Below are 19,791 nucleotides of genomic sequence, written 5' to 3' on the forward strand. Positions count from 1 at the left end.
TTGAAAACTTCTGCTACCTGAAGGCTCCGTTTTTACGGAGCCTTTCAGTTTCCGGGAGCTGCCTTCAATCGTTCGTCTGCTAAACCGCAGCCTTCTTGTCCGGTGCCGCCAGCAGCGTGTAGACACATGGCAGCACGAACAATGTGAACAACGTGCCAATCGACATCCCCGTGGCAATCACGGTGCCAATGTCGAAACGGCTTACCGCCCCGGCACCGGTGGCAAGAATCAACGGCACCATGCCAAACACCATGGCGGCAGTGGTCATCAATACCGGTCGCAGACGAATTGCGGCGGCCTCTTCAATCGCTTCACGGGCGCTCAGGCCCTTGTCGCGGCGTAACTTATTGGCGAACTCTACGATCAGGATGCCATGCTTGGTGATCAGCCCTATCAGCGTCACCATGCCCACTTGGGTGTAGATGTTCATGCTCGATAATCCCAGGAACAACGGGATCAGCGCCCCGCAGATCGACAGCGGTACGGTCATCAGAATCACCAAGGGGTCTCGAAAGCTTTCAAACTGCGCCGCCAGCACCAAAAAAATAATCGCCAGCGCCAGCCCAAAGGTCACCCACAAGGCGTTGCCTTCCTGCACGAACTGCCGCGCGCCACCTGCGTAGTCGAACGCGAAGCCGGGCGGGGCCTCTTCGGTGGCGATCTGGTGAAGGGTCTCGATGGCCTCGCCCATGCTGACAATCGGGACGCCTTGAATAATCGCCGAATTGAGCTGCTGAAACTGATTCAACTGGCGGGGCTTGGCCCGGTCACTGACCTTGATCAGCGTCGACAGTGGCAGTAGCTGGTTTTTATTGTTCTTCACGTAGTAAGTGTTCAGCCAATCAGGGTTGTCCCGATACGGCCGCTCGACCTGCGCGATAACCTTGTAGCTGCGGCCTTCGATGGTGAAACGGTTGATCTCCGCCTCGCCGAGCAGCGTCGCCAGCGTGCCACCCAGGTCCTGCATGGACACGCCCATCTGAGCGGCCTTGGCCCGATCGATATCGACAACCACTTCGGGCTTGTCGAAGGCCAGATCGATATCGAGAAAGGCGAACTTGCCAGACTCGACCGCGCGTTTCTTCACCCGGGTGGCGACTTGCAGCAGCGACTCGTAGTCGTTGGGCGTATTAATCACAAACTGAAAGGGCAAGCCATCGCCCGTGCCCGGCAGTGACGGTAGGTTGAAGCCGAACACTTGCAAGCCAGCAATCTTCGCCAGCTTGCCCTGTACCTCAGGCAGAATCTGCATTTGCGTGCGGCTGCGCTCGTTCCACGGTTTGAGCAGGAAACCGCCGATGCCGGACTGCACGCCGTCGAAGCCGTTGATCTGGAACGACGAGTAATATTCGGGAAACTCCCTGAAAATCGCGATGAACTCATCGGTGTACGTGTTCAGGTAGTCGAGGTTGGTCGGCTGCGGCGAGGTGGCCATCATGAAGATGATGCCCTGGTCTTCGTTGGGCGCCAGTTCCGATTGGGTGAACTTGAGCAGTACCGGGATCAGGCACAACACGATCAAGGCGAAGACCAGCACGACTGGCCGGGTATTCAATGTGCCGTGCAGCATGCGTTGGTAGCGGGCTTTGAGGCGCTCGAAGGCCTGATCGAGCGTATGGGACAGGCCGCCAGGATTCTCGTCATGACGCAAGAGCAGGGCGCACATCATGGGCGATAACGTCAGCGCGACAACCCCTGAAATGACCACGGCCCCTGCCAGCGTCAGGGCGAACTCTTTAAACAACGCACCGCTCAGGCCTTGAAGAAAACCGATGGGTGCATAAACGGCCGCTAGGGTGATGGTCATTGAGACCACCGGCATGGCGATTTCCCGGGCACCTTCGATGGCTGCATCGAACGGCGTCTTGCCCTTCTCGATGTGCCGATGGATGTTCTCCACCACCACAATGGCATCGTCCACCACCAGACCGATCGCCAGCACCATGGCCAGCAAGGTCAGCAAGTTGATTGAGTAGCCCATCAGTTGCATGAAGAACAGCACGCCGATCATCGACAGCGGGATAGTGATCACCGGAATCAGCACCGAACGCAGGGCGCCAAGGAACAGGAACACCACGACAATCACGATCAATACCGCTTCGATCAGGGTTTTCACCACTTCATGGATTGATGCCTGAATAAACAGCGTGGCGTCATAGGCGATGGACACTTTCAGGCTGGGCGGCAATTGGCTCTCCAGCTCCGGCAAGATCTTGCGCACCTCCTTGATCACATCCAGCGGGTTGGAGCTGGGTGTGCCCTTGATGCCGATATACACCGACGGCGTACCGTTGAAAGAGCTGACAATGTTGTAGTTTTCCGCACCCATTTCTACTCGGGCCACATCGCCCAGCAGGACACGGCTGTCACCCGAGATTTTCAGTGGGATCGCGGCAAAGGCTTCAGCAGACTTCAATTCAGTGGCGGCGTTGACGCTCGTAACCACGTACTCGCCTTTCACTTCGCCGGCCGCAGAGAGGAAGTTGTAGCGGCGCACGGCGTTGGTGACGTCACTGGCGGTCAGGCCGAAACCGGCGAGCCGCACAGGGTCGAGCCACACGCGCATGGCGAACACTTGATTGCCGATAATCTCTGCTTCGGCCATCCCCGGCAGGGTTGCAAGCTTGGGCTGAATCACCCGCGACAGGTAGTCGGTGATCTGCGGGTTATTCAATTCGCTGCTGTAGAAGCTGATGTACATCAAAGCCGAGGCGTCGGCCGCTTGCTTGGTCAGCACCGGGTCTTCAGCGTCTTGCGGTAGCTGGTTTTTGACCGCGTTGGTTTTGGCCAACAGCTCGGTGAACAGCCGGTCGCTGTCCGAGCCGATGCGTGCATAGATCGATATCACCGAAAAATTCTGGCGGCTGAACGAGGTCATGTAATCGATGCCCTCGGCGCTGGCCAGGCTCTGTTGCAGCGGTTGGGTGATATAGCCCTGGATGGTCTCTGCGTTGGCTCCGGGGTACGCCGTGGTCACGGTGATCAGGGCATTTTCCATCTGCGGGTATTGGCGAATGGTCAGCTTGCTGAATGCCTGAAAACCCAAGAGCACAATCAGCAGGCTGATCACGGTGGCCAACACCGGACGACGGATGAACGGGTCTGTAAACGCCATGAAGAATTCCTTGATCAGTCTGCGCGTGGCGGGCTGTTCTGTTCGGCTTGCAGTGTCTTGTCGGCACTGATGGCGACATGGGCGCCGGTGTCCAGTTTGAGCTGACCGGCACTGACCACTTGTTCGCCGGCTTGCAGCCCTTTGTTGACAACTGCCACGCCATTACGGCGCTCGCCGATCTCGACGAAGCGTCGCTCCACGGTCCATTGTGGCTCGCCTTTGGCGTCTTTTTCGGGCTGGCCGTCGGCGGTTCTTCTCGGCACCACGACATACACCGAGTCGCCGTAAAGGGTGTAGGTGATCGTGCTTTCAGGGACCACCACCCGGGTGCTGGCGCCTGGCAGCAACACCTGCAGGCTGGCGAACATCCCCGGCAACAGCTTGGCATCAGGATTGGGCAGCGTGGCGCGGACCAGTATGTTGCGCGTGGCGTCATCGACTTTCGGGTTGATCGCGCTGATTTTGGCCTCAAAGGTTTGCGTCGGGTAGGCCGCGACGTTGACCCTGGCGATCTGGCCGATGGCCAATTTAGGCACCGCTTGTTCAGGCACATAGAAATCGACGTACAAGCTGCTCAAATTCTGCAACGTAGCGATCATTGTGCCGCTCGCGAGGTAATCACCGACATCCACTTGGCGAATGCCGATGGTGCCGCTGAAGGGCGCGAGGATGCGTTTTTTCGCCAACGAGGCATTTAATTGCGCGACGGTGGCATCAGCTTTTTTCAGCTGCGCGGCCATACGGTCGAAATCACCTTTGGAAATCGCCTGGCTGCCGACCAATTGGCTGCCACGCCCGTGCTCAATCTTTGCCAGCCCCTGATCAGCTTCAGCGGTGCCCAACAGGGCTTTTTCCACATCGCTGTCCAGTTGCAGCAGCGGTTGGCCGGCAATGACCTTCTGCCCTGACTCGAACTGCACGGCCTTGACCGTTCCGGCAATCTCCAGGCTCAGATTGACCCCTTGCAGGGCCTTGAGGCTGCCGATGGCAGGCAGCAGGCTCTGCCACGGTTGTTCGCGGGCGCTGGCGACGGCAACACTGATGGGCGGTTTGGGCGTGGCGAACACCTGGATTTGCCGGTAGATGGAAAAGGCTTTATAGCCCGCCAGACTCAGCACCACGAGTAGCACAACCCCCAACATAATCAGCATGCGGCGACGCAGCATATTCCACTTCCTTGGAAAGACAGTTGAATCAGGCAGAAGACTCAGAATAGGCCGCCTTCAAAGCACCCATACACATTTCAGCTGTCCCCCGATCCAATGTGGAGCGAATTTATTCGCGACAGCGCTGTATCACACCACATGTAAATGGTTGTCCCAGAGCCCGGCTGGCAGTTCCAGCGGTGTTGCCAGCAGCTCTTTTTGCCGGCAATCGTAGAATCTGCAACGACCCTGGCCTGAGGTGACGACGAAGCCATCCGCCACTGCGCCGACGCCCGCGCAGTCGGCCAATGGCGCATCGAGACGCACTTCGCCGCTGTCCATATCCCAGATAAAAAAGCGATTGCCGCGCGGTGCAGTGAGGGCCACCAGGCGCAGCTCGCTGTGCACGGCAACGCTGGCGGTGTAGTGATTCATCGCCTGCAATTGACTGTCACCGACCGGGAAGGCAACGAAGGGCTGACCGGGGCGTTTGATCGCCAGCAGTTCAGCAGATTCGTGTGCGTCGCCCATGAACTGCTGCCCCGCGACAATCGTACCGTCGCTGGCAACGGCCAGGTGGCGGACGCTGTTCATCGACTGGCTGAGGGTTTCTTTGCTGAGCAAGGTGCCATTGCGCTGCATCAGTACCAGGCTGGGTTGCATCGCACTGAGGTTCATCTCGACCCGGCTTTCGGCTTCGGTGCGAATGCCGCCGTTGGCGACCACCAGCGTCTCACTATCGGGCATCCACGACACCTGATGTGGGCCGACGCCGTGGGTGGGGATTTCACCTCTGCGTACCAGTCGCTCGTTGACGAACTGATACACGCCCAGCACGCCGCGACCTGGGTCGGTGGTGTCGTTCTCGGTGGCGTACAGCCATTCGCCGCTTTTGTGAATGACGGCGTGGCCATAGAAGTGCCGGTTGGGCTGAGACGTAATGGTCTGGAGCAAGCGACCATCGCGCAGGTCGATCAGATAGCTTTGCGTTCCGGGCCTGCGCGCGACGAACAGCGCCAATGGCAGGTCAGGGTGATTGATGATGGCGTGGCAACGTTGGCCGACCTGAGTGGCGAAGACCTGGCTGCCGTCCAGACGATAACCCACGGCATAGTGCTGGCCGTTGCCGTCATCCCGAGCGGAAAGCAGCAGGGGATTTGCTCCTTTTTGCCGAAACCCCTTTTGCTGAAAAAGTGCCCAGCCGCCCAGCGTACAGGCGCTGAGCAGCAGGCTTCCAAGCAGGCTGTGTGAAAACGTAGCGAGCGAAGGCAAGACAAGGCAAAAACAGGCGAGGAAGCGGAGTTTACGTGTTGTAAATGAGCATTCCGAGCCTGTTTTTAACGCAGTATTGTCGAGCGCAGTAGTTTTCACACAGCCTGCAAGGGTCGGGGCCTGACGTTGCAACATATCAGTCACCATCGTTGGCGTTGAAGCCGAGCTGAATACCCAGCGCCTTGGCGAGTTCGCCTTCATGCAAGCGATGGAGCGCGTTGAGGCTGTCGTAGAAGGCATTGAGTTGCTGGCGGCCGGCGTCGGTAGCCAGCAGATCGGTCAGCGGAGGTTTCAACGCCGAAAGCAGTTGGCGGCTGGCAGCGTAGGCGGCATCGATTTTTTCGCTCAGCGGTTTCTGCTCGGCGGGCAGCAGGCCGCGCAGGCCGTGGTTGTCGACGCCGGACCACACCGTCTCAGCGCTGCCCAAACTGGCGTCCAGGCTGCTGAGCGACGCCTTGCTGCGCCAGGCGTCGGCCTGGAACGGCTGCGGTATGCCCTTGGTCTGACGACCCAGTGGCGTGCCGAGTTTTTTCTTCAGGCTGTCCAGCGCAGTGACCTGTACCCGAAGCAATTCAGCGATGGCTTCGTGGGCGTCGGCGTAACGCTGGTTGGGGAACTTGCTCAGTTGCGCGAGCATGCCATCAGTACTGTTCCAGCGAGTGAGGATCTCTTCGGCCAGACCTTTCTGGCGCTCACCGATAGCGATCAGCAAGGGGCAATAGCGGGTTTTTTGCTCGGCGTTGGCCATGTCGATATTGGCGTCGAACAGAATGTATTCATACGCCGAAAGACCCTGCACAACGACGCTGGATTGACTCAGTGCATCGGCGTTGATCTGCGGTTGTGCGCTCACCAATTGCTCGACCTGACGGCCTACCAGATTCTTTTTGTCCGGCCAGAATTGTACCTGCCAGGCACGATTGCCTTCAGCCAAAGGACCGATCAGCAGCGGTTGCAATTTCGCCCAGGCTTGTTGCGCATGCAGGAAGTCTGCGCGCGCGGTGTCCAGATTCGATGTGCCCCGACAGAACGCCAGCGCACTGATCGACAGCTGGCGGTCGGCATCGACCCAGTAACTGTAGGTCGGCAGGATTACCTGCTTGGCAATGGCCGCAGACGTTACGGCCTGTGGGTCTTGTGGCGAGCAGGCGCCGAGGGCAAAGGCCGCCAGGCTGGTGAATAACAGTGTGGGGCGGAACATGTCCGGCTCCTTTGTTCTATCGAGAAAATTATAGAGAGTTCAAAAACGCCAACAACGCTGTGCGCTGCCCGGCATCGAAAGCCAATACCTGTTGCTGCGCTGCTTGCGCCTCTCCACCGTGCCAGAGCACCGCTTCGAGCAGGTTGCGGGCGCGACCGTCATGTAAAAACTGCGTGTGACCACTGACTGTTTCGGTCAGGCCGATACCCCACAACGGAGGCGTGCGCCAGTCGCGGCCAGTGGCTTGGAATTCGCTGCGATGGTCCGCCAGCCCTTCGCCCATGTCATGCAGCAACAGATCGCTGTAAGGGCGGATCACTTGATTGGCTTGCTCGGGTTCGGCAGCGTTGGCACCCGTGGTGAACGTTGGTGTATGGCACTGCTGGCAGCCTGCTTGATAAAACAGATTTTTGCCGGCCAGCACCTGCGGGTTGTCGACATCCCGTCGCGCGGGCACACCCAGGTTGCGGCTGTAAAACAGCACCAGGCGCAGAATGTTGTCGCTGACCTCAGGCTCACCTTCGGGGTCTTTACCGGTTGGGGCGTTGCGGCAATCGATTTGGGTCGCGGTGCAGTCATCGACGGCTTTGAGGCGAGTGGTCAGGCCCATATCACCCGAGAAGGCGTGTGCATTTTGCTGGTTGAGATTCGGCTGACCGGCTTTCCAGCCAAATCGCCCCAGCACGACTTTCTGTTGTGCGTCGTCCCAGACCCAATTGGCGCGTCCAGCAATGCCGTTGAGGTGTTTAGCTTGAGCATTGGCGTTGGCCAGAATCGCCGCATCAGGGATCGCCTCCAGCAGGCCCAGCCCAATCATCGGGGGCGCGACGCGTGCGGAGAAAAGGGTGTCGGGGTGCATCGGCCCATAGCCGAGCTGGGTAATCTTCAATTTTGGCTGGCGCAACTCGACCCGTGTGCCGTCCTTGAAGGTCACTGGCAGCAGGTCATAGTCGACCCGCACCTTCCCTTCAGGCGCGACGCCGGGGATCGCCATGTCCTGCAACTGCCCGCCATACACAGGCTCGGGCAGTACACCCGCTTGCTCAATGAGTGTGGCGTAGGCGGGATCGTTGGGGATCGACAGGCGCACCAGCATTGACACCGCATTGCTGTCGCCTGAGGCCGGCGGATGACCGCGCCCGTCCTTGATGTGGCAGTTCTGGCAACCGTTGGTATTGAACAGCGGGCCCAAGCCATCACGGGCGGTGGTGGTCGACGGCGCGATCACCCAGGGGTTGCGAAAAAAGCTGTTGCCGACGCTGAAATCCAGACGGCGTACAGGCGAAAGATTGGCCGAGGGCAGCGAAAAAGCATTTCGATCGGACTTGTTGACTGTCGCGCTGCCAGCGGACAAGGCTTCACCCGGCTCGGCTGTAGTGAAACGCGGGGCGTCATCGCATGCACTCAGGGCCATGGACAGCAGTAGGGGGTACGACAAGCGGCGCAGCGCAAACATATACATCCTACTACTGCTGAAAAATGTGGACTGGCACGCGCATTACCTCGTGAAGCTATTCGCAGCGGGACGCGTAGTTGCAAGCCTGCTCCCACAGTTTGGGGACTCAACTCCTGTGGGAGCAGGCTTGCCTGCGAATGGGCTAACACGGTGTGCGGGGTGTATAGCTGCACAAAGTTGAATCAAAACGCGTGATCAGCGTTGTCCGGGTTCAGGTCGGTGATGCCGAGCTTGTTTGCCGCTTGTTCGATCGCGGCGGTCTGGGTGACTAGGGCGGCGATAGCGTCACGCACGATCTGGTTGCCCTGGGTGTTGCCGGCAGCGATCAGTTGATCGAAGTGCTCGCCCTGATTGGCGTGGTCGACGATGACTTGCAGCTTGGCCTGCGTGGCATTCAGGTCGGCCTTGAGCGTCGCGTCGGTGGTGGCGTCTGCTTTGGCGACCAGCGAAGACAGGCTCGGACCGCTGATGTGAGTCCCGTCTACACGGGTGTATTCGCCCAGATAAACGTTACGGATGCCTTTGGCATTGTAGAAGTGTGAGTTGTGCGTGTTGTCGCTGAAACAGTCGTGTTCGTCTTCGCTTGAGTTGGCTTCCAGCGCGACTTTCATGCGTTCGCCGGCCAGTTCGCCTAGGGACAGGCTGCCCATGCCGAAGAGTATTCTGCGCAGGCCACTTTCGCCGGATTCGGCTTCCAGGGTGGCGCGGTAGTTGTCCGCGACGCCCGGTTTCCAGTGGCCAACCATTTTTTTCATGTCGCTGACCAATAGGTCCGTTACCGCTTTGAGGTAGGCACGACGACGGTCGTTGTTGCCGCCAGTGCCTGCCGCACCTTCGACGTAATCAGTGGCCGGGCGCTCGCCGGCACCAGGGCCATTGCCGTGCAGGTCCTGGCCCCAAAGCAGGAATTCGATGGCGTGGTAACCGGTGGCGACATTGGCTTCTGAGCCACCCAGTTCGTTGAGGCTGGCCAGTGTCTCGCCAGTGATTTGCTTGACGTCGACCTTGTCTTCGCCGACCTGGATTTCAGTGTTGGCGATGATGTTGGCGGTCGCACCCGGGTTGCCCAGCGCGTGCTGGTAATCGCCGGCGACATAGTCGATCAGGCCTTCGTCCAGGGGCCAGGCGTTAACCTGGCCTTCCCAGTCGTCGATGAGGGTGTTGCCGAAGCGGAAGACTTCGCTCTGCATGTAAGGCACGCGAGCCGCGACCCAGGCATCACGGGCCTTTTTGAGGGCGTTCTCGTTGGGGTTGGCGAGAAAGTCGTTCACTGCGGTACGCAGGGTTTTCGCGGTGGATTCGGCATCGCTGAACACAGCGAAGACCATGTTGGTGTAGTTGGCAACCACTGCCTTGGCCGCGACGTCGTCAAGCTGGCCGGGCGTTGCAGGTGCATGGGCAGCGGCGACTGGAGCAGGTGCTTGCGGCGCCTTGTCCTTGCCTTCGCCACAACCGGCGAGCGAAATAGCGATGGCCAGCAGACTGGCGGTTGCCAGAGGCATACGAATCATGACGAAATCCTGCGTCGAGAGGTAAATGACACGCGTTAGCACTTGAAACGCTGCGCAATAATGCGAAACGTTTGCATTCCGTGTAAAGGCTAACCGGGTAAAACTTGGTTACATGTCATTTCGGCTGATAACAGCCTGCAACATCGGGGGCAGGGCGGGCGGCGTTCACATCACAGAATCGCCGCGTTGGAGCGCCTGGCCTGTTTCAGGTAGGCCAGTAATTCGCGGGCGGGAAGGGGTTTGCTGTAGTAATAGCCCTGACCTTCGTGGCAGCCTTCAGAGATGATGTACGCCTCTTGTTCGGCTGTTTCTACGCCTTCGGCGATCACCTGCATGCCGAGGCTTTTACCCAATTGGATGATGGCGCGCACGATGGTGACATCATCATCGTCAGCAATCAGGTCTTGCACGAAGCTCTTGTCGATCTTGATTTTGTCCAGCGGCAAACTCTTGAGGTAACTCAAGGAGGAATACCCAGTGCCGAAGTCATCAATAGCGATTAACGCACCGGAGCGGCGCAGGCTCAGCAGATGCTGGGCCGCAGTACTGATGTCCTCCATCAAGCCGGTTTCGGTGACTTCCAGTTCCAGGCTGCGCGGTGGCAGACGGTAGATCTGCAGCAGGTTGTTCACGACCCGCGGTAATTCGGCGTGGTGAAGCTGCACGGTGGACAGATTGACTGCCATGCGCAGGTCGCTGAAGCCCTGATCGTGCCATTCACGTAACTGCCGACAGGCCTGATCGAGCACCCACTCGCCAATTGCGATGATCGTGCCGTTCTGCTCGGCCAGCGGAATGAACAGGTCCGGCGGCACCAGACCATGTTCCGGATGCTGCCAACGCAGCAAGGCTTCAACGCCGACGATGCGATGATCGAGGTAGCTGATCTGCGGCTGATAAACCAGGTACAGCTGATTGCGTGGCAGGGCTTCGCGCAAGTCTTTTTCAAGCTCGCGACGTCGACGCATTTCGCTGTCGACGCTGGCGATATAGAACTGATAACGGTTGCGCGAGCGGGACTTGGCCAAGGTCATGGTCTGTTCGGCTTTTTGCAGCAGATTTTCGGTGCTGTCGCCATCTTCTGGAAACAAGGTGATGCCGATGGTCGCGCGCAGACGGATTTCCTGCTGGTCCTGTGCAAAGGGCGCTTCCAAATCGTCGAGGATGTTCTGCGCCAGTTCAGCCGCTTCGTAAGGCTGTTCGATATCGGCCTGGACCAGCGCGAACTGATCACCGCCCAAGCGGGCGAGGGCACCCAGTCGACCACTGTGGCCGCGTAGACGGTCAGCCAGCGCCAGCAGTAGTTGGTCGCCGGTCTGGTAGCTGAACTGTTCGTTGATGCCTTTAAAGTCATCAAGCCCTACACACAGCACCGCAACCCGACGTTGCAGGCGGCCAGCATCGACCAGGATTTTATCCAGCTGTTGTTGAAATTGCTGGCGGTTGGGCAAGCCGGTGAGGAAGTCGTACTGGGACATGCGCAACAGGCTGTTCTCGGCTTCGCGGCGCAGATGCGTGTTGCGCTCAATCGAGGCCAACAGCTGGTTGGCGGTATTGACCCAAATACCCAGTTCGTTTTTTTCATGGCCCTTGAGAAGCGGCAGTTGATGCTCGCCGGGGCGATCAGGGTTGATATTGGTCAGGTGTTCGATGATTTTCGACAGCGGTTTGGTCAGCAACCAGTGATAGACCAGGTACAGCACCAGGCCCATGGCCAGGGCTCGCAGTACGCCGGAAATGAAGATGATCACCGAACTGACGATAAAGCTTTCGCCATAGCTGGCGGTATCGAGGGTGATTCGCAGGTCGCCGTAGTATTCGCTGTACGGGCCGTGACCGACCAGTTGGGTGGTGAAAGTGCGCTCCTGGCCGAGGATCAGGTCGGTCAGCCAGCGGGTTGAGGTTTGTTTCAGTTCGCGGGATTTTTCCGCGAGCATGGTTTCGTTCGGATGACCAATGGACGCCATGCGCACCGCGTCGTCCTGAAACAAACCTTCGATGACCTGCATGCCCATCTCGCGGTCCAGGCTGTAAACCGCCTGGGTCGAAGGGTCGCGGAACATATCGAGAATACGTCCAGCATCACTGGAGACAGCCTGCCGGGTCTTGTAGGCGTCGAAGACGATCTGCGCACAACTCAATACCACCCCTACGATCAATGCCGAAAGTAGCACCACGCGCAACAACTTCACCGACAAGCTGTTTTTGAGTTCCAGCTTCAAATGACTATTCCTTAATCCGTGTCGGGAGCGTGTGATCCTGTACGAGCATTGGCAAACACAACCTGTCCGTCAGGGGGCACACATCTGGAGGTCAGTTGCGAGTACCTGGCTTTTGACGCTATTCGAGGGACGGGGATGAGGCTATCTCTACTGTGTCGGTCGAATATAGGTGGAGTTTGAGCGTTGATCTACAAAAACGTCAAGAATCTGATATTAGTCTGCTATTGCACCGTGACACTACAGAAAAGCGTGAAGTGCGGACGAAAAAAAACCCGGCACTGCCGGGTTTTTTTTCTGCATCAGCGCTTAGGCTTTGAAGACTTTGCCTTCGAACTGCTCGGCTACGAACGTCCAGTTGATCAGATTCCAGAACGCTTCTACGTACTTCGGACGCACGTTGCGGTAGTCGATGTAGTAAGCGTGTTCCCACACATCGCAGGTAAGCAATGGTGTTTCGCCGCTGGTCAGCGGGTTGCCGGCGCCGATGGTGCTGGCCAGAGCCAGGGAACCGTCAGCCTTTTTCACCAGCCAGCCCCAACCGGAACCGAAGGTGCCGATGGCGGTTTTGCTGAACTCTTCTTTGAACTTGGCGAAGGAGCCGAACGCAGCGTTGATCGCGTCAGCCAGAGCGCCGGTAGGTTCGCCGCCAGCGTTTGGTGCCATGCAGTTCCAGTAGAACGTGTGGTTCCAGACCTGAGCGGCGTTGTTGAAGATACCGCCTGAAGACGTCTTGATGATTTCTTCCAGGGTTTTGCCGTCGAACTCGGTGCCTGGCACCAGGTTATTCAGGTTCACGACGTAGGTGTTGTGGTGCTTGTCGTGGTGGTATTCCAGGGTTTCGCGGGAAATGTGCGGCTGCAGAGCATCGTGTGCGTAGGGCAGCGCAGGCAATTCAAAAGCCATGGTTAATCTCCTAATCAGGTCAGTTGCGGTGAGCGCAAGGCCGATCACGGGCGGCCAGACAAAAACATGCGTCGGGGAGTTTGTACTCTTTGCGACGCAGGGGCTGGATCATAGCACCGGGCCTGCGCCATAACCACGCAACAACTGTGTGGAATAGAGGTTCCAGAGCCTTGGGATAAAACTCATGATAATTATTGATCAGCAATTGGATGCTGATAACAGTCTTGGATTAGCGGTGGCTGAAAGGGCCTTTTCGCAGGCAAGCCTGCCCTCACAGATGTTGTGCACGACGCATGCCCTGTGGGAGCAGGCTTGCCTGCGAATAGATTCACGCGGTCTCGCTGACTCAGCTTGCTCGAATCAATTGCGCCGCCACACTGAACATCATCACCGCCACCAATAGGTCCAGCAGGCGCCAGGTTGCCGGTCGCGCTAACCACGGGGCGAGCCACGCCGCATCCACCGCCAGTGTGGTGAACCACAGCAATGAGGCACTCGCGGCGCCGACCACATACGCACCGGGCACAGTTTGCTGGGCGCCAAGCGAACCGATCAACAGCACGGTGTCCAGGTACACATGGGGGTTGAGCAGCGTCACCGCCAGCGCACTGAGCAGCACCGCGCGTCGTGAACGCACCCCGGTCTTTTCGCTGTGTTGCAGGCTTTGCCGGGAGCAGGCGCGGCGCAGCGCCAGGCTGCCGTACCACAGCAGAAATCCCGCCCCGCCCCAACGGGCGATCGACAATAGCAGTGGATTTTGCGCCAGCAGATTCGCCAGTCCAAAAACCCCGGCGGCCACTAGCAGCGCATCACAGACGATGCACAGCGCCGCGACGGGCAGGTGATGTTCGCGGCGCAAGCTTTGCGCGAGGACGAACGCGTTCTGCGTGCCAATCGCCATGATCAGCCCCGCTGCCACCAACAGGCCATTGAGATAGCTTTGCCACATACTCGGTCTCTCCTTTTGAGCGCTGCTTACGCGTGTGCCGCCAATTGCCGCAGAACAGACAGCGCCTTGTGCGCGTCGTCTTTGCCGACAAATAAATGGTCGTGGTAAAAGCCAGCGATCACGTTGCAACTGATGCCAGCCTGTCCGAGCGCGCCGGCGAAAGCAGCGGTCAAACCGACGGCTTCAAGGGCCGAATGCACGTTCAACGTGATCCATGCCGCGACGTAATCGAATGACAAGCCCAGTGCTTCGGCTTGCTGGCGTTCAATGATGACCGTCAGTCCCTCGCGCTCACGGAAGCTGCCCAGCACATCGGTGCCCTTGAGCACACGGGCGTCGGTGAGTGTGCAAAACACGTAGTCGCCATCATTCAGTTCCGGGCTCATGCTGCGCAGCAGCGTTGCCAGTGACGTTTCGCCAGCCATGTTTATTCCCTGGTTGATGCAGTTTGTGTGGCGAGTGTGGGGCGCTTGGCGGTATAAGAAAAACCAATAATGCTGATCACTCATTAGAGAAAATGATGTTCGACTATAAGTTGCTCTCTGCCTTGGCGGCGGTCATCGAGCAGGCCGGCTTTGAACGTGGCGCTCAGGTCCTGGGCTTGTCCCAGTCAGCCGTGTCGCAACGGATCAAATTGCTTGAGGCGCGAGTCGGTCAGCCGGTACTGATACGCGCCACCCCGCCAAGCCCGACAGAGATTGGCCGACGCTTGCTCAACCATGTGCAGCAGGTGCGCCTGCTTGAACGTGATTTGCAAAGCCTGGTGCCAGCGCTGGACGAAGAAGGCATGCCCGGACGCCTGCGCATCGCGCTTAACGCTGACAGCCTGGCGACGTGGTGGGCGGCTGCGGTGGGGGATTTTTGTGCCGAACAGCATCTATTGTTGGACCTGGTGGTAGAAGATCAGGACGTGGGCCTCAAGAGGATGCGTGCCGGTGAGGTGGCCGCCTGTTTGTGCGGCACCGAGCGGCCGGTGGCAGGGGCGCGCAGCGTGTTACTGGGCGCCATGCGCTATCGTGCGGTGGCCAGTCCCGATTTTATCGCCCGGCACTTTCCACAGGGCGTGACCGCAGCGCAACTGGCGCGCTCACCGGCGTTGGTGTTTGGTCCCGATGATTTTCTTCAGCATCGTTACCTGGCGTCGCTGGGCGTGGAGGGTGGCTTCGAGCATCATTTGTGTCCGTCGTCCGAAGGGTTTCTGCGCATGGCCGAGGCCGGGCTCGGTTGGGGTCTGGTGCCGCAGAAGCAGGTGCGTGATCAGATGCAGCGGGGCCTGCTGGTGGAGCTGCTGGCTGATCATCCCATCGATGTCCCTTTGTACTGGCATCATTGGCGCAATGGCGGTCGGTTGCTGACGCAGTTGACTGAGCACCTGACCCAACGGGCGGGCCAATGGCTGGTGCCGCTTAACATCCCGTGAGCGTCACCTGTTTCGAACCCTGCAATAACCAACACCTGTCATGCACACAGTTAACGGAGCGGTAAATGAAGATTCTGGTCACCGGCGCAAGCGGCTTCATCGGCGGACGCTTTGCGCGTTTCGCGTTAGAGCAGGGCTTGAGCGTGCGGGTCAACGGCCGTCGTGCCGAGGGCGTCGAGCATCTGGTGCGTCGTGGTGCGGAATTCATTCAGGGTGATTTGTCCGATCCAGAACTGGTACAGCGGCTGTGCCAGGACGTCGAGGCGGTGGTGCATTGTGCTGGCGCCGTGGGTGTTTGGGGGCGGCGTCAGGACTTTCAGCTGGGCAACGTGCAAGTGACGGAAAACATCGTTGAAGGCTGCCTTAAACAGCGCGTGCGGCGACTGGTGCATTTGTCATCGCCGTCGATTTATTTCGATGGCCATTCGCATCTGGGCATCAAGGAAGAGCAGGTGCCCAAGCGCTTCATCAACCACTACGCCGCGACTAAATACCTGGCAGAGCAAAAGGTGTTCGGTGCCGAAGAGTTCGGGCTGGAAGTCATCGCCCTGCGCCCGCGCTTTGTTACCGGTGCAGGCGATAACAGCATCTTCCCGCGGCTGTTGAACATGCAGCGCAAAAAGCGCCTGTCGATTGTCGGTAACGGCCTGAACAAGGTCGATTTCACCAGCATTCAGAACCTCAACGACGCCATGCTCAGCAGTCTGCTGGCAGCGGGTTCTGCCTTGGGCAAGGTCTACAACATCAGCAACGGCACGCCGGTTCCGCTGTGGGACGTGGTGAACTATGTCATGCGTCAGATGGAACTGCCCCAAGTCACCCGTTACCGCTCCTATGGTCTGGCTTACAGCATCGCGGCGCTGAACGAAGGCGCTTGTCTGCTGTGGCCCGGGCGCCCTGAGCCCACGCTGTCACGGTTGGGTGTGCAAATGATGAGCAAGGATTTCACCCTGGATATCAGCCGCGCCCAGCATTATCTGGACTATCAGCCGCGGGTCAGCCTATGGGCGGCATTGGACGAGTTTTGCGGTTGGTGGAAGGCACAACAGTCGAATTGACGCAGGGCCTCTTGGGAGCCGAGTCTGGTGGTTATACTGCAATCCTTTCTAGGTTCTGTACGAAAAGTGGCTGCGCTCGGTGATGCTGCGTTAAAAACAGGCTCGGAATGCTCATTTAGAGGCCTAAACTCGGGTGCGAGCCCAGTCCGCTTCCTCGCCTGTTTTTGCCTTGCCTGACCTTCGCTCGCCGACTTTTCGTACAGAACCTGGTCTTCAGCAGCCTCCATAAGGTTTAACCATGCGTAACGACCCGCACGATGACTTTGATGATGTGCCAAACCTCAGTGCCAAAGACGACGATGACGACTTTGCACCGACGGCAGGCGCTCGTGAGCGCACGACCGTCTATTCGCGCAACACGCCTGTGGTGAAGGTCAAACGCGCCAATACCGGGCCGATCTGGGCGTTGGTCGGCGCATTGTTCATTGCCTTTGCAGGGCTGGCCTGGTGGAGCTTTCAGCAGGTTTCATTGATGGAACAGCAACTGGTCGCGACCCAGGAAAGCTTTGCGCGCATCAGTGAAGAAGCGGCAGGGCGGTTACAAGACATCTCCGGGAAAGTGGTGGCGACCCAGTCGGTAGCCAGCAATGGCAGCGAAGCGTTGAAACTGCAAATCCAGAAGCTGGAAAGCAAACTGGACGATCAGGACAAACAGCAAGAGGGCGTCGTCGGCCAACAAAGTGGCTTGGACAAGCGTCTACAACAGATGTCTGCACAGACTACCCAGTTGCAGACCGCCAATGCTCAGTTACAGGATCAGGTGAAAAACCTGAGCACCGAACTGGCGGCATTGAAAGGCGCGCAGTCCGACGTGAAGGCCACCCAGTCCGACGTGAAGGCCTCGCAGTCCGCCCAAGCTCAGCTTGATGCTCAGATGAAAAGCCTGAACGCTGAAGTGGCCGCGCTGAAAAAGCAGGGCAATCCAAGTGTGGCCATCGACCGTCTTGAACAAGAGCTGCTGGTACTCAAAAGTGAGCAGGACAATCGTCCGGCTGCTACGGCTCAAGGTGGCAGTACCGCTGAGTTTGATTCATTCCGTGGGCAAGTCACGCGCAACATCAGTACCTTGCAAAGCCAGATCCAGAACCTGCAACAGCAGATCAACGCCCATCAGTAAGCCGTGAACGCATAAGGGCGCGCGCTCGCATCGGTGTATCGATAATGTCGGTGCGTAGCGTGGCCTGAAGTAGTTGTGGTGATTGGAAATAGGTCAGTTGCGTGTGGGGTTTTTCTGTTTATTGGTGTTTCTTGATAATGAGCCGCGGAGGGACTTGTTTTTTGTTAGTTCTTTTGTAAGGTGTCGTTGGCGACTGAGTTGTTATTGGTCGGGGCGGGTTATGAAAATAGTTTTATTCCCGTTAAATAAATACCTTTGCGATAACTAATTAATGCCGGGTCATGCACCGACTGCGTGATCAGGTAAAGGACGATATTATGAATGGACCTGCTGATTCGGATAGCCCGGCTGTTGAGCATTATTTTGATGATCCTGAGGCGTTGGTAATGGCCGTTTCAGGGCCGCCGAAAGTCCCTAAACGACCCATCAAAAAAGATCCTTCCGAAGACAACTCTTCGATCTCTAAGGATAAGCCCAAGGGCCCTTCAACCAAGCCACCGACTTCCCTGGATAAGCCAAAAGGCCCCCCAACCAAGCCGCCGACTTCCCTGGACAAGCCAAAAGGTCCACCCGCCAGGCCACCGATGATCTCGGACAAGCCAAAAGCTCCGCCAGCCAAGCCTCAAGTGGATCAAACGGGCTTGCCCGTCCGAGATCTTCCCGAAAAACCGGCACCCCGCAGCACCCTGGAAAGTGTCAGTACTGCCTTTGATATAGCCGCTAACGCGTTTTCGATCGCGTCCTCCATCAAGGATCTTTCCACCGGCCAACCCGTCCCCATCGCTACGCTGGCCGACGGAACCATTGTTAATAACGAAACGTCGACCGTTACACTTCCCGATGGGAAAGTAATTGATGACGCTAAAAAGACAGTGACTCATCCGGACGGAAGCAAACAATACGCAGATGGAACGACCGAATACCCGGATGGGTCAATCAAAGACCCTGCCGGTGATATCAAATACCCGGATGGAAGATGGTATTACTCGGCAGACAAAGTGATGCGTCATGTCGACGGCACGTTTGAATATGACGATGGCACGGTGACCGACGCGGACGGTAATCCCGTCGGCAAGCGTGTGTAGGGCGCACGGGAATAACTGTTGACTGCTCTGGCACTGATTGTAATGGGTGTTAGTTGTTAAACAAGGCAAGAAGCCCCGACTCTGTGAGTTGGGGCTTCTTCATTTTGGTCGATCAGTTATAATGCTCCACCGATTCACTCGACTCAAGTACCACACTTTCCAAACGCGAGAGCTGGGGTCGTATTGTTTCGCGAACCTCCCTAACACCACCGCAAAGCCTCCAGGATAGACGTGTTCCAGGTTTTTCAGCGCGTCAGCGCTGATACCTCCTGTGAACAGCTTCGTTTCATGTATGTATGCGGCTCCGTGCCAAGTTGTCAACGCTTGATCGCTTAGATACTCGGATAGACCTTGTTAAACCGGGTGGATAAGTCAAGAGACTGCCCCTTGTATCTATCTGTAGTTTGCATCGTGCAGAGCTGTCGGAATTTTCCTGTAGAGAATCGAGAATTGGACTACAGCGTTGCGCGACGCTCGTCAGTTACTATTTGAAAACTTTATTTAATAAAAGAGATGTGATTGCTTTGATTAAAAAAACGAAACATTTTATGCGTGGGACTCTAGTCGTGTTCCTGGTAGTTGCCACCAGCGGGTGTGGGACGGCCTTGGGTAGAGGAAATCATAATGGTGGGGTAGATGCTAATTACTTTAAGGGTGTTCAAGGAAGTTTTCAGTTGCTTACTGGACAGTTGGATGGTGGCTATGTTCCCATGGCCCTCGGTTGTTGGATATCAATCATATGTCCTGTGGCGGTGTTCTACTCACTGCCCATTGATGCGGCAATCGACACCGTCCTGCTGCCCTATGACTTCTTCAAGTCTTGATTTAGAAACTGTTTGCTAAGGACGTTGCCGCTAGGTATGAGCGCGCAGCTTTATTGTGTTCAATGTATTCGCAATCATGGTTGGCCTAACAACATCATCGTTTTTATTAGTTCTGGTTCTGTGTTTAGCTATATTTCGGAAATTTCCTGCAAAGAATTGTCGAGTCTCCTACTTCTCAAGGCGGTGAATTGAACGATCATTCGCTCGGATACTTCAGGTGATTTCAGACGCATAAAATGGCTGCGAAATGCCGGTCTTCAGTAATCTGAAAAGCTCAATCTGACCGTCGCCAATCTCAAAAATAACGTTGATCTACAGGCGTTCTGGTTTTCAGGGCAAGAACGGCTTAACCAACCCTGTTGTTTTAATGTCGAAGGGGTGATGGACCACTGTGAGTTGGACCTGGATGAATATCCGCATAAGTCGGCCTGTCTCTGCTTCGACGACTAAAGGGGGATGGTGTTCACTGCGTTATCCGCGAACAACTATCCGGCGAGATTGCGCAAGAAGCTG

The 19,791-nt window shown here is 57.4% G+C and carries 15 protein-coding genes; 5 read left to right on the forward strand and 10 right to left on the reverse strand.

The window, feature by feature from the left end; all coding sequences use genetic code 11:
- Positions 1 to 79 precede the first annotated feature (79 nt).
- From AC1ME2_RS18370 to AC1ME2_RS18415, 10 genes are all read right to left on the reverse strand, one after another.
- Positions 80 to 3,115: a multidrug efflux RND transporter permease subunit gene (locus tag AC1ME2_RS18370; protein ID WP_480435736.1), complete on the reverse strand. Its 3,036-nt coding sequence runs from the start codon at positions 3,113 to 3,115 to the stop codon at positions 80 to 82.
- Between the two features lie 14 nt (positions 3,116 to 3,129).
- Positions 3,130 to 4,281: an efflux RND transporter periplasmic adaptor subunit gene (locus tag AC1ME2_RS18375; protein ID WP_480435737.1), complete on the reverse strand. Its 1,152-nt coding sequence runs from the start codon at positions 4,279 to 4,281 to the stop codon at positions 3,130 to 3,132.
- A gap of 129 nt (positions 4,282 to 4,410) precedes the next feature.
- Complete coding sequence (locus AC1ME2_RS18380; protein ID WP_480442208.1) at positions 4,411 to 5,502, reverse strand: DUF1513 domain-containing protein; 1,092 nt, start codon at positions 5,500 to 5,502, stop codon at positions 4,411 to 4,413.
- Between the two features lie 166 nt (positions 5,503 to 5,668).
- On the reverse strand, positions 5,669 to 6,733 hold the full coding sequence (locus AC1ME2_RS18385; protein ID WP_480435738.1) for an imelysin family protein: 1,065 nt from the start codon (positions 6,731 to 6,733) through the stop codon (positions 5,669 to 5,671).
- 28 nt (positions 6,734 to 6,761) lie between these two features.
- Entirely contained in the window at positions 6,762 to 8,189 is a 1,428-nt protein-coding gene (locus tag AC1ME2_RS18390) for a di-heme oxidoreductase family protein (RefSeq protein ID WP_480435739.1), read from the reverse strand.
- A gap of 182 nt (positions 8,190 to 8,371) precedes the next feature.
- Positions 8,372 to 9,700 carry an imelysin family protein gene (locus AC1ME2_RS18395; protein WP_480435741.1) on the reverse strand — a complete coding sequence of 443 codons (1,329 nt, stop codon included), beginning with the start codon at positions 9,698 to 9,700 and terminating at the stop codon, positions 8,372 to 8,374.
- 170 nt (positions 9,701 to 9,870) lie between these two features.
- Positions 9,871 to 11,922, reverse strand: a complete 2,052-nt coding sequence (locus tag AC1ME2_RS18400; protein ID WP_480435742.1) for a putative bifunctional diguanylate cyclase/phosphodiesterase — start codon at positions 11,920 to 11,922, stop codon at positions 9,871 to 9,873.
- Positions 11,923 to 12,228: 306 nt separating this feature from the next.
- Positions 12,229 to 12,825 carry a superoxide dismutase gene (locus tag AC1ME2_RS18405; protein ID WP_480435743.1) on the reverse strand — a complete coding sequence of 199 codons (597 nt, stop codon included), beginning with the start codon at positions 12,823 to 12,825 and terminating at the stop codon, positions 12,229 to 12,231.
- 346 nt (positions 12,826 to 13,171) lie between these two features.
- Positions 13,172 to 13,774: a LysE/ArgO family amino acid transporter gene (locus tag AC1ME2_RS18410; RefSeq protein WP_480435744.1), complete on the reverse strand. Its 603-nt coding sequence runs from the start codon at positions 13,772 to 13,774 to the stop codon at positions 13,172 to 13,174.
- A 26-nt stretch (positions 13,775 to 13,800) separates the two neighbouring features.
- Positions 13,801 to 14,199, reverse strand: coding sequence for an ACT domain-containing protein (locus AC1ME2_RS18415; RefSeq protein ID WP_480435746.1), 399 nt, complete (start codon positions 14,197 to 14,199; stop codon positions 13,801 to 13,803).
- Between the two features lie 95 nt (positions 14,200 to 14,294).
- On the opposite strand from AC1ME2_RS18415, the gene AC1ME2_RS18420 reads away from it, so the two are divergent.
- From AC1ME2_RS18420 to AC1ME2_RS18440, 5 genes are all read left to right on the forward strand, one after another.
- Positions 14,295 to 15,194, forward strand: a complete 900-nt coding sequence (locus tag AC1ME2_RS18420; protein WP_480435747.1) for a LysR family transcriptional regulator ArgP — start codon at positions 14,295 to 14,297, stop codon at positions 15,192 to 15,194.
- Between the two features lie 65 nt (positions 15,195 to 15,259).
- A complete protein-coding gene (locus tag AC1ME2_RS18425; RefSeq protein ID WP_480435748.1) occupies positions 15,260 to 16,252 on the forward strand; it encodes an NAD-dependent epimerase/dehydratase family protein in 993 nt (330 codons plus the stop codon).
- 238 nt (positions 16,253 to 16,490) lie between these two features.
- The gene (locus AC1ME2_RS18430) at positions 16,491 to 17,369 is read left to right on the forward strand and encodes an ATPase (RefSeq protein ID WP_480435749.1); all 879 of its coding nucleotides are present in this window, start codon (positions 16,491 to 16,493) and stop codon (positions 17,367 to 17,369) included.
- Positions 17,370 to 17,686: 317 nt separating this feature from the next.
- Positions 17,687 to 18,454, forward strand: a complete 768-nt coding sequence (locus AC1ME2_RS18435; protein WP_480435750.1) for a hypothetical protein — start codon at positions 17,687 to 17,689, stop codon at positions 18,452 to 18,454.
- 488 nt (positions 18,455 to 18,942) lie between these two features.
- The gene (locus AC1ME2_RS18440; RefSeq protein WP_480435752.1) at positions 18,943 to 19,278 is read left to right on the forward strand and encodes a YceK/YidQ family lipoprotein; all 336 of its coding nucleotides are present in this window, start codon (positions 18,943 to 18,945) and stop codon (positions 19,276 to 19,278) included.
- Positions 19,279 to 19,791: the final 513 nt, after the last annotated feature.

The organism is Pseudomonas sp. ASL9 (assembly GCF_056680335.1).

Bases quoted from the DNA above. Each gene is read 5' to 3' on its own strand.
- AC1ME2_RS18390 (WP_480435739.1), bottom strand. From the start codon at position 8,189: ATGTTTGCGCTGCGCCGCTTGTCGTACCCCCTACTGCTGTCCATGGCC.
- AC1ME2_RS18420 (WP_480435747.1), top strand. From the start codon at position 14,295: ATGTTCGACTATAAGTTGCTCTCTGCCTTGGCGGCGGTCATCGAGCAG.
- AC1ME2_RS18405 (WP_480435743.1), bottom strand. From the start codon at position 12,825: ATGGCTTTTGAATTGCCTGCGCTGCCCTACGCACACGATGCTCTGCAG.
- AC1ME2_RS18375 (WP_480435737.1), bottom strand. From the start codon at position 4,281: ATGCTGCGTCGCCGCATGCTGATTATGTTGGGGGTTGTGCTACTCGTG.
- AC1ME2_RS18385 (WP_480435738.1), bottom strand. From the start codon at position 6,733: ATGTTCCGCCCCACACTGTTATTCACCAGCCTGGCGGCCTTTGCCCTC.
- AC1ME2_RS18425 (WP_480435748.1), top strand. From the start codon at position 15,260: ATGAAGATTCTGGTCACCGGCGCAAGCGGCTTCATCGGCGGACGCTTT.
- AC1ME2_RS18430 (WP_480435749.1), top strand. From the start codon at position 16,491: ATGCGTAACGACCCGCACGATGACTTTGATGATGTGCCAAACCTCAGT.
- AC1ME2_RS18410 (WP_480435744.1), bottom strand. From the start codon at position 13,774: ATGTGGCAAAGCTATCTCAATGGCCTGTTGGTGGCAGCGGGGCTGATC.
- AC1ME2_RS18435 (WP_480435750.1), top strand. From the start codon at position 17,687: ATGAATGGACCTGCTGATTCGGATAGCCCGGCTGTTGAGCATTATTTT.
- AC1ME2_RS18395 (WP_480435741.1), bottom strand. From the start codon at position 9,700: ATGATTCGTATGCCTCTGGCAACCGCCAGTCTGCTGGCCATCGCTATT.
- AC1ME2_RS18415 (WP_480435746.1), bottom strand. From the start codon at position 14,199: ATGGCTGGCGAAACGTCACTGGCAACGCTGCTGCGCAGCATGAGCCCG.
- AC1ME2_RS18370 (WP_480435736.1), bottom strand. From the start codon at position 3,115: ATGGCGTTTACAGACCCGTTCATCCGTCGTCCGGTGTTGGCCACCGTG.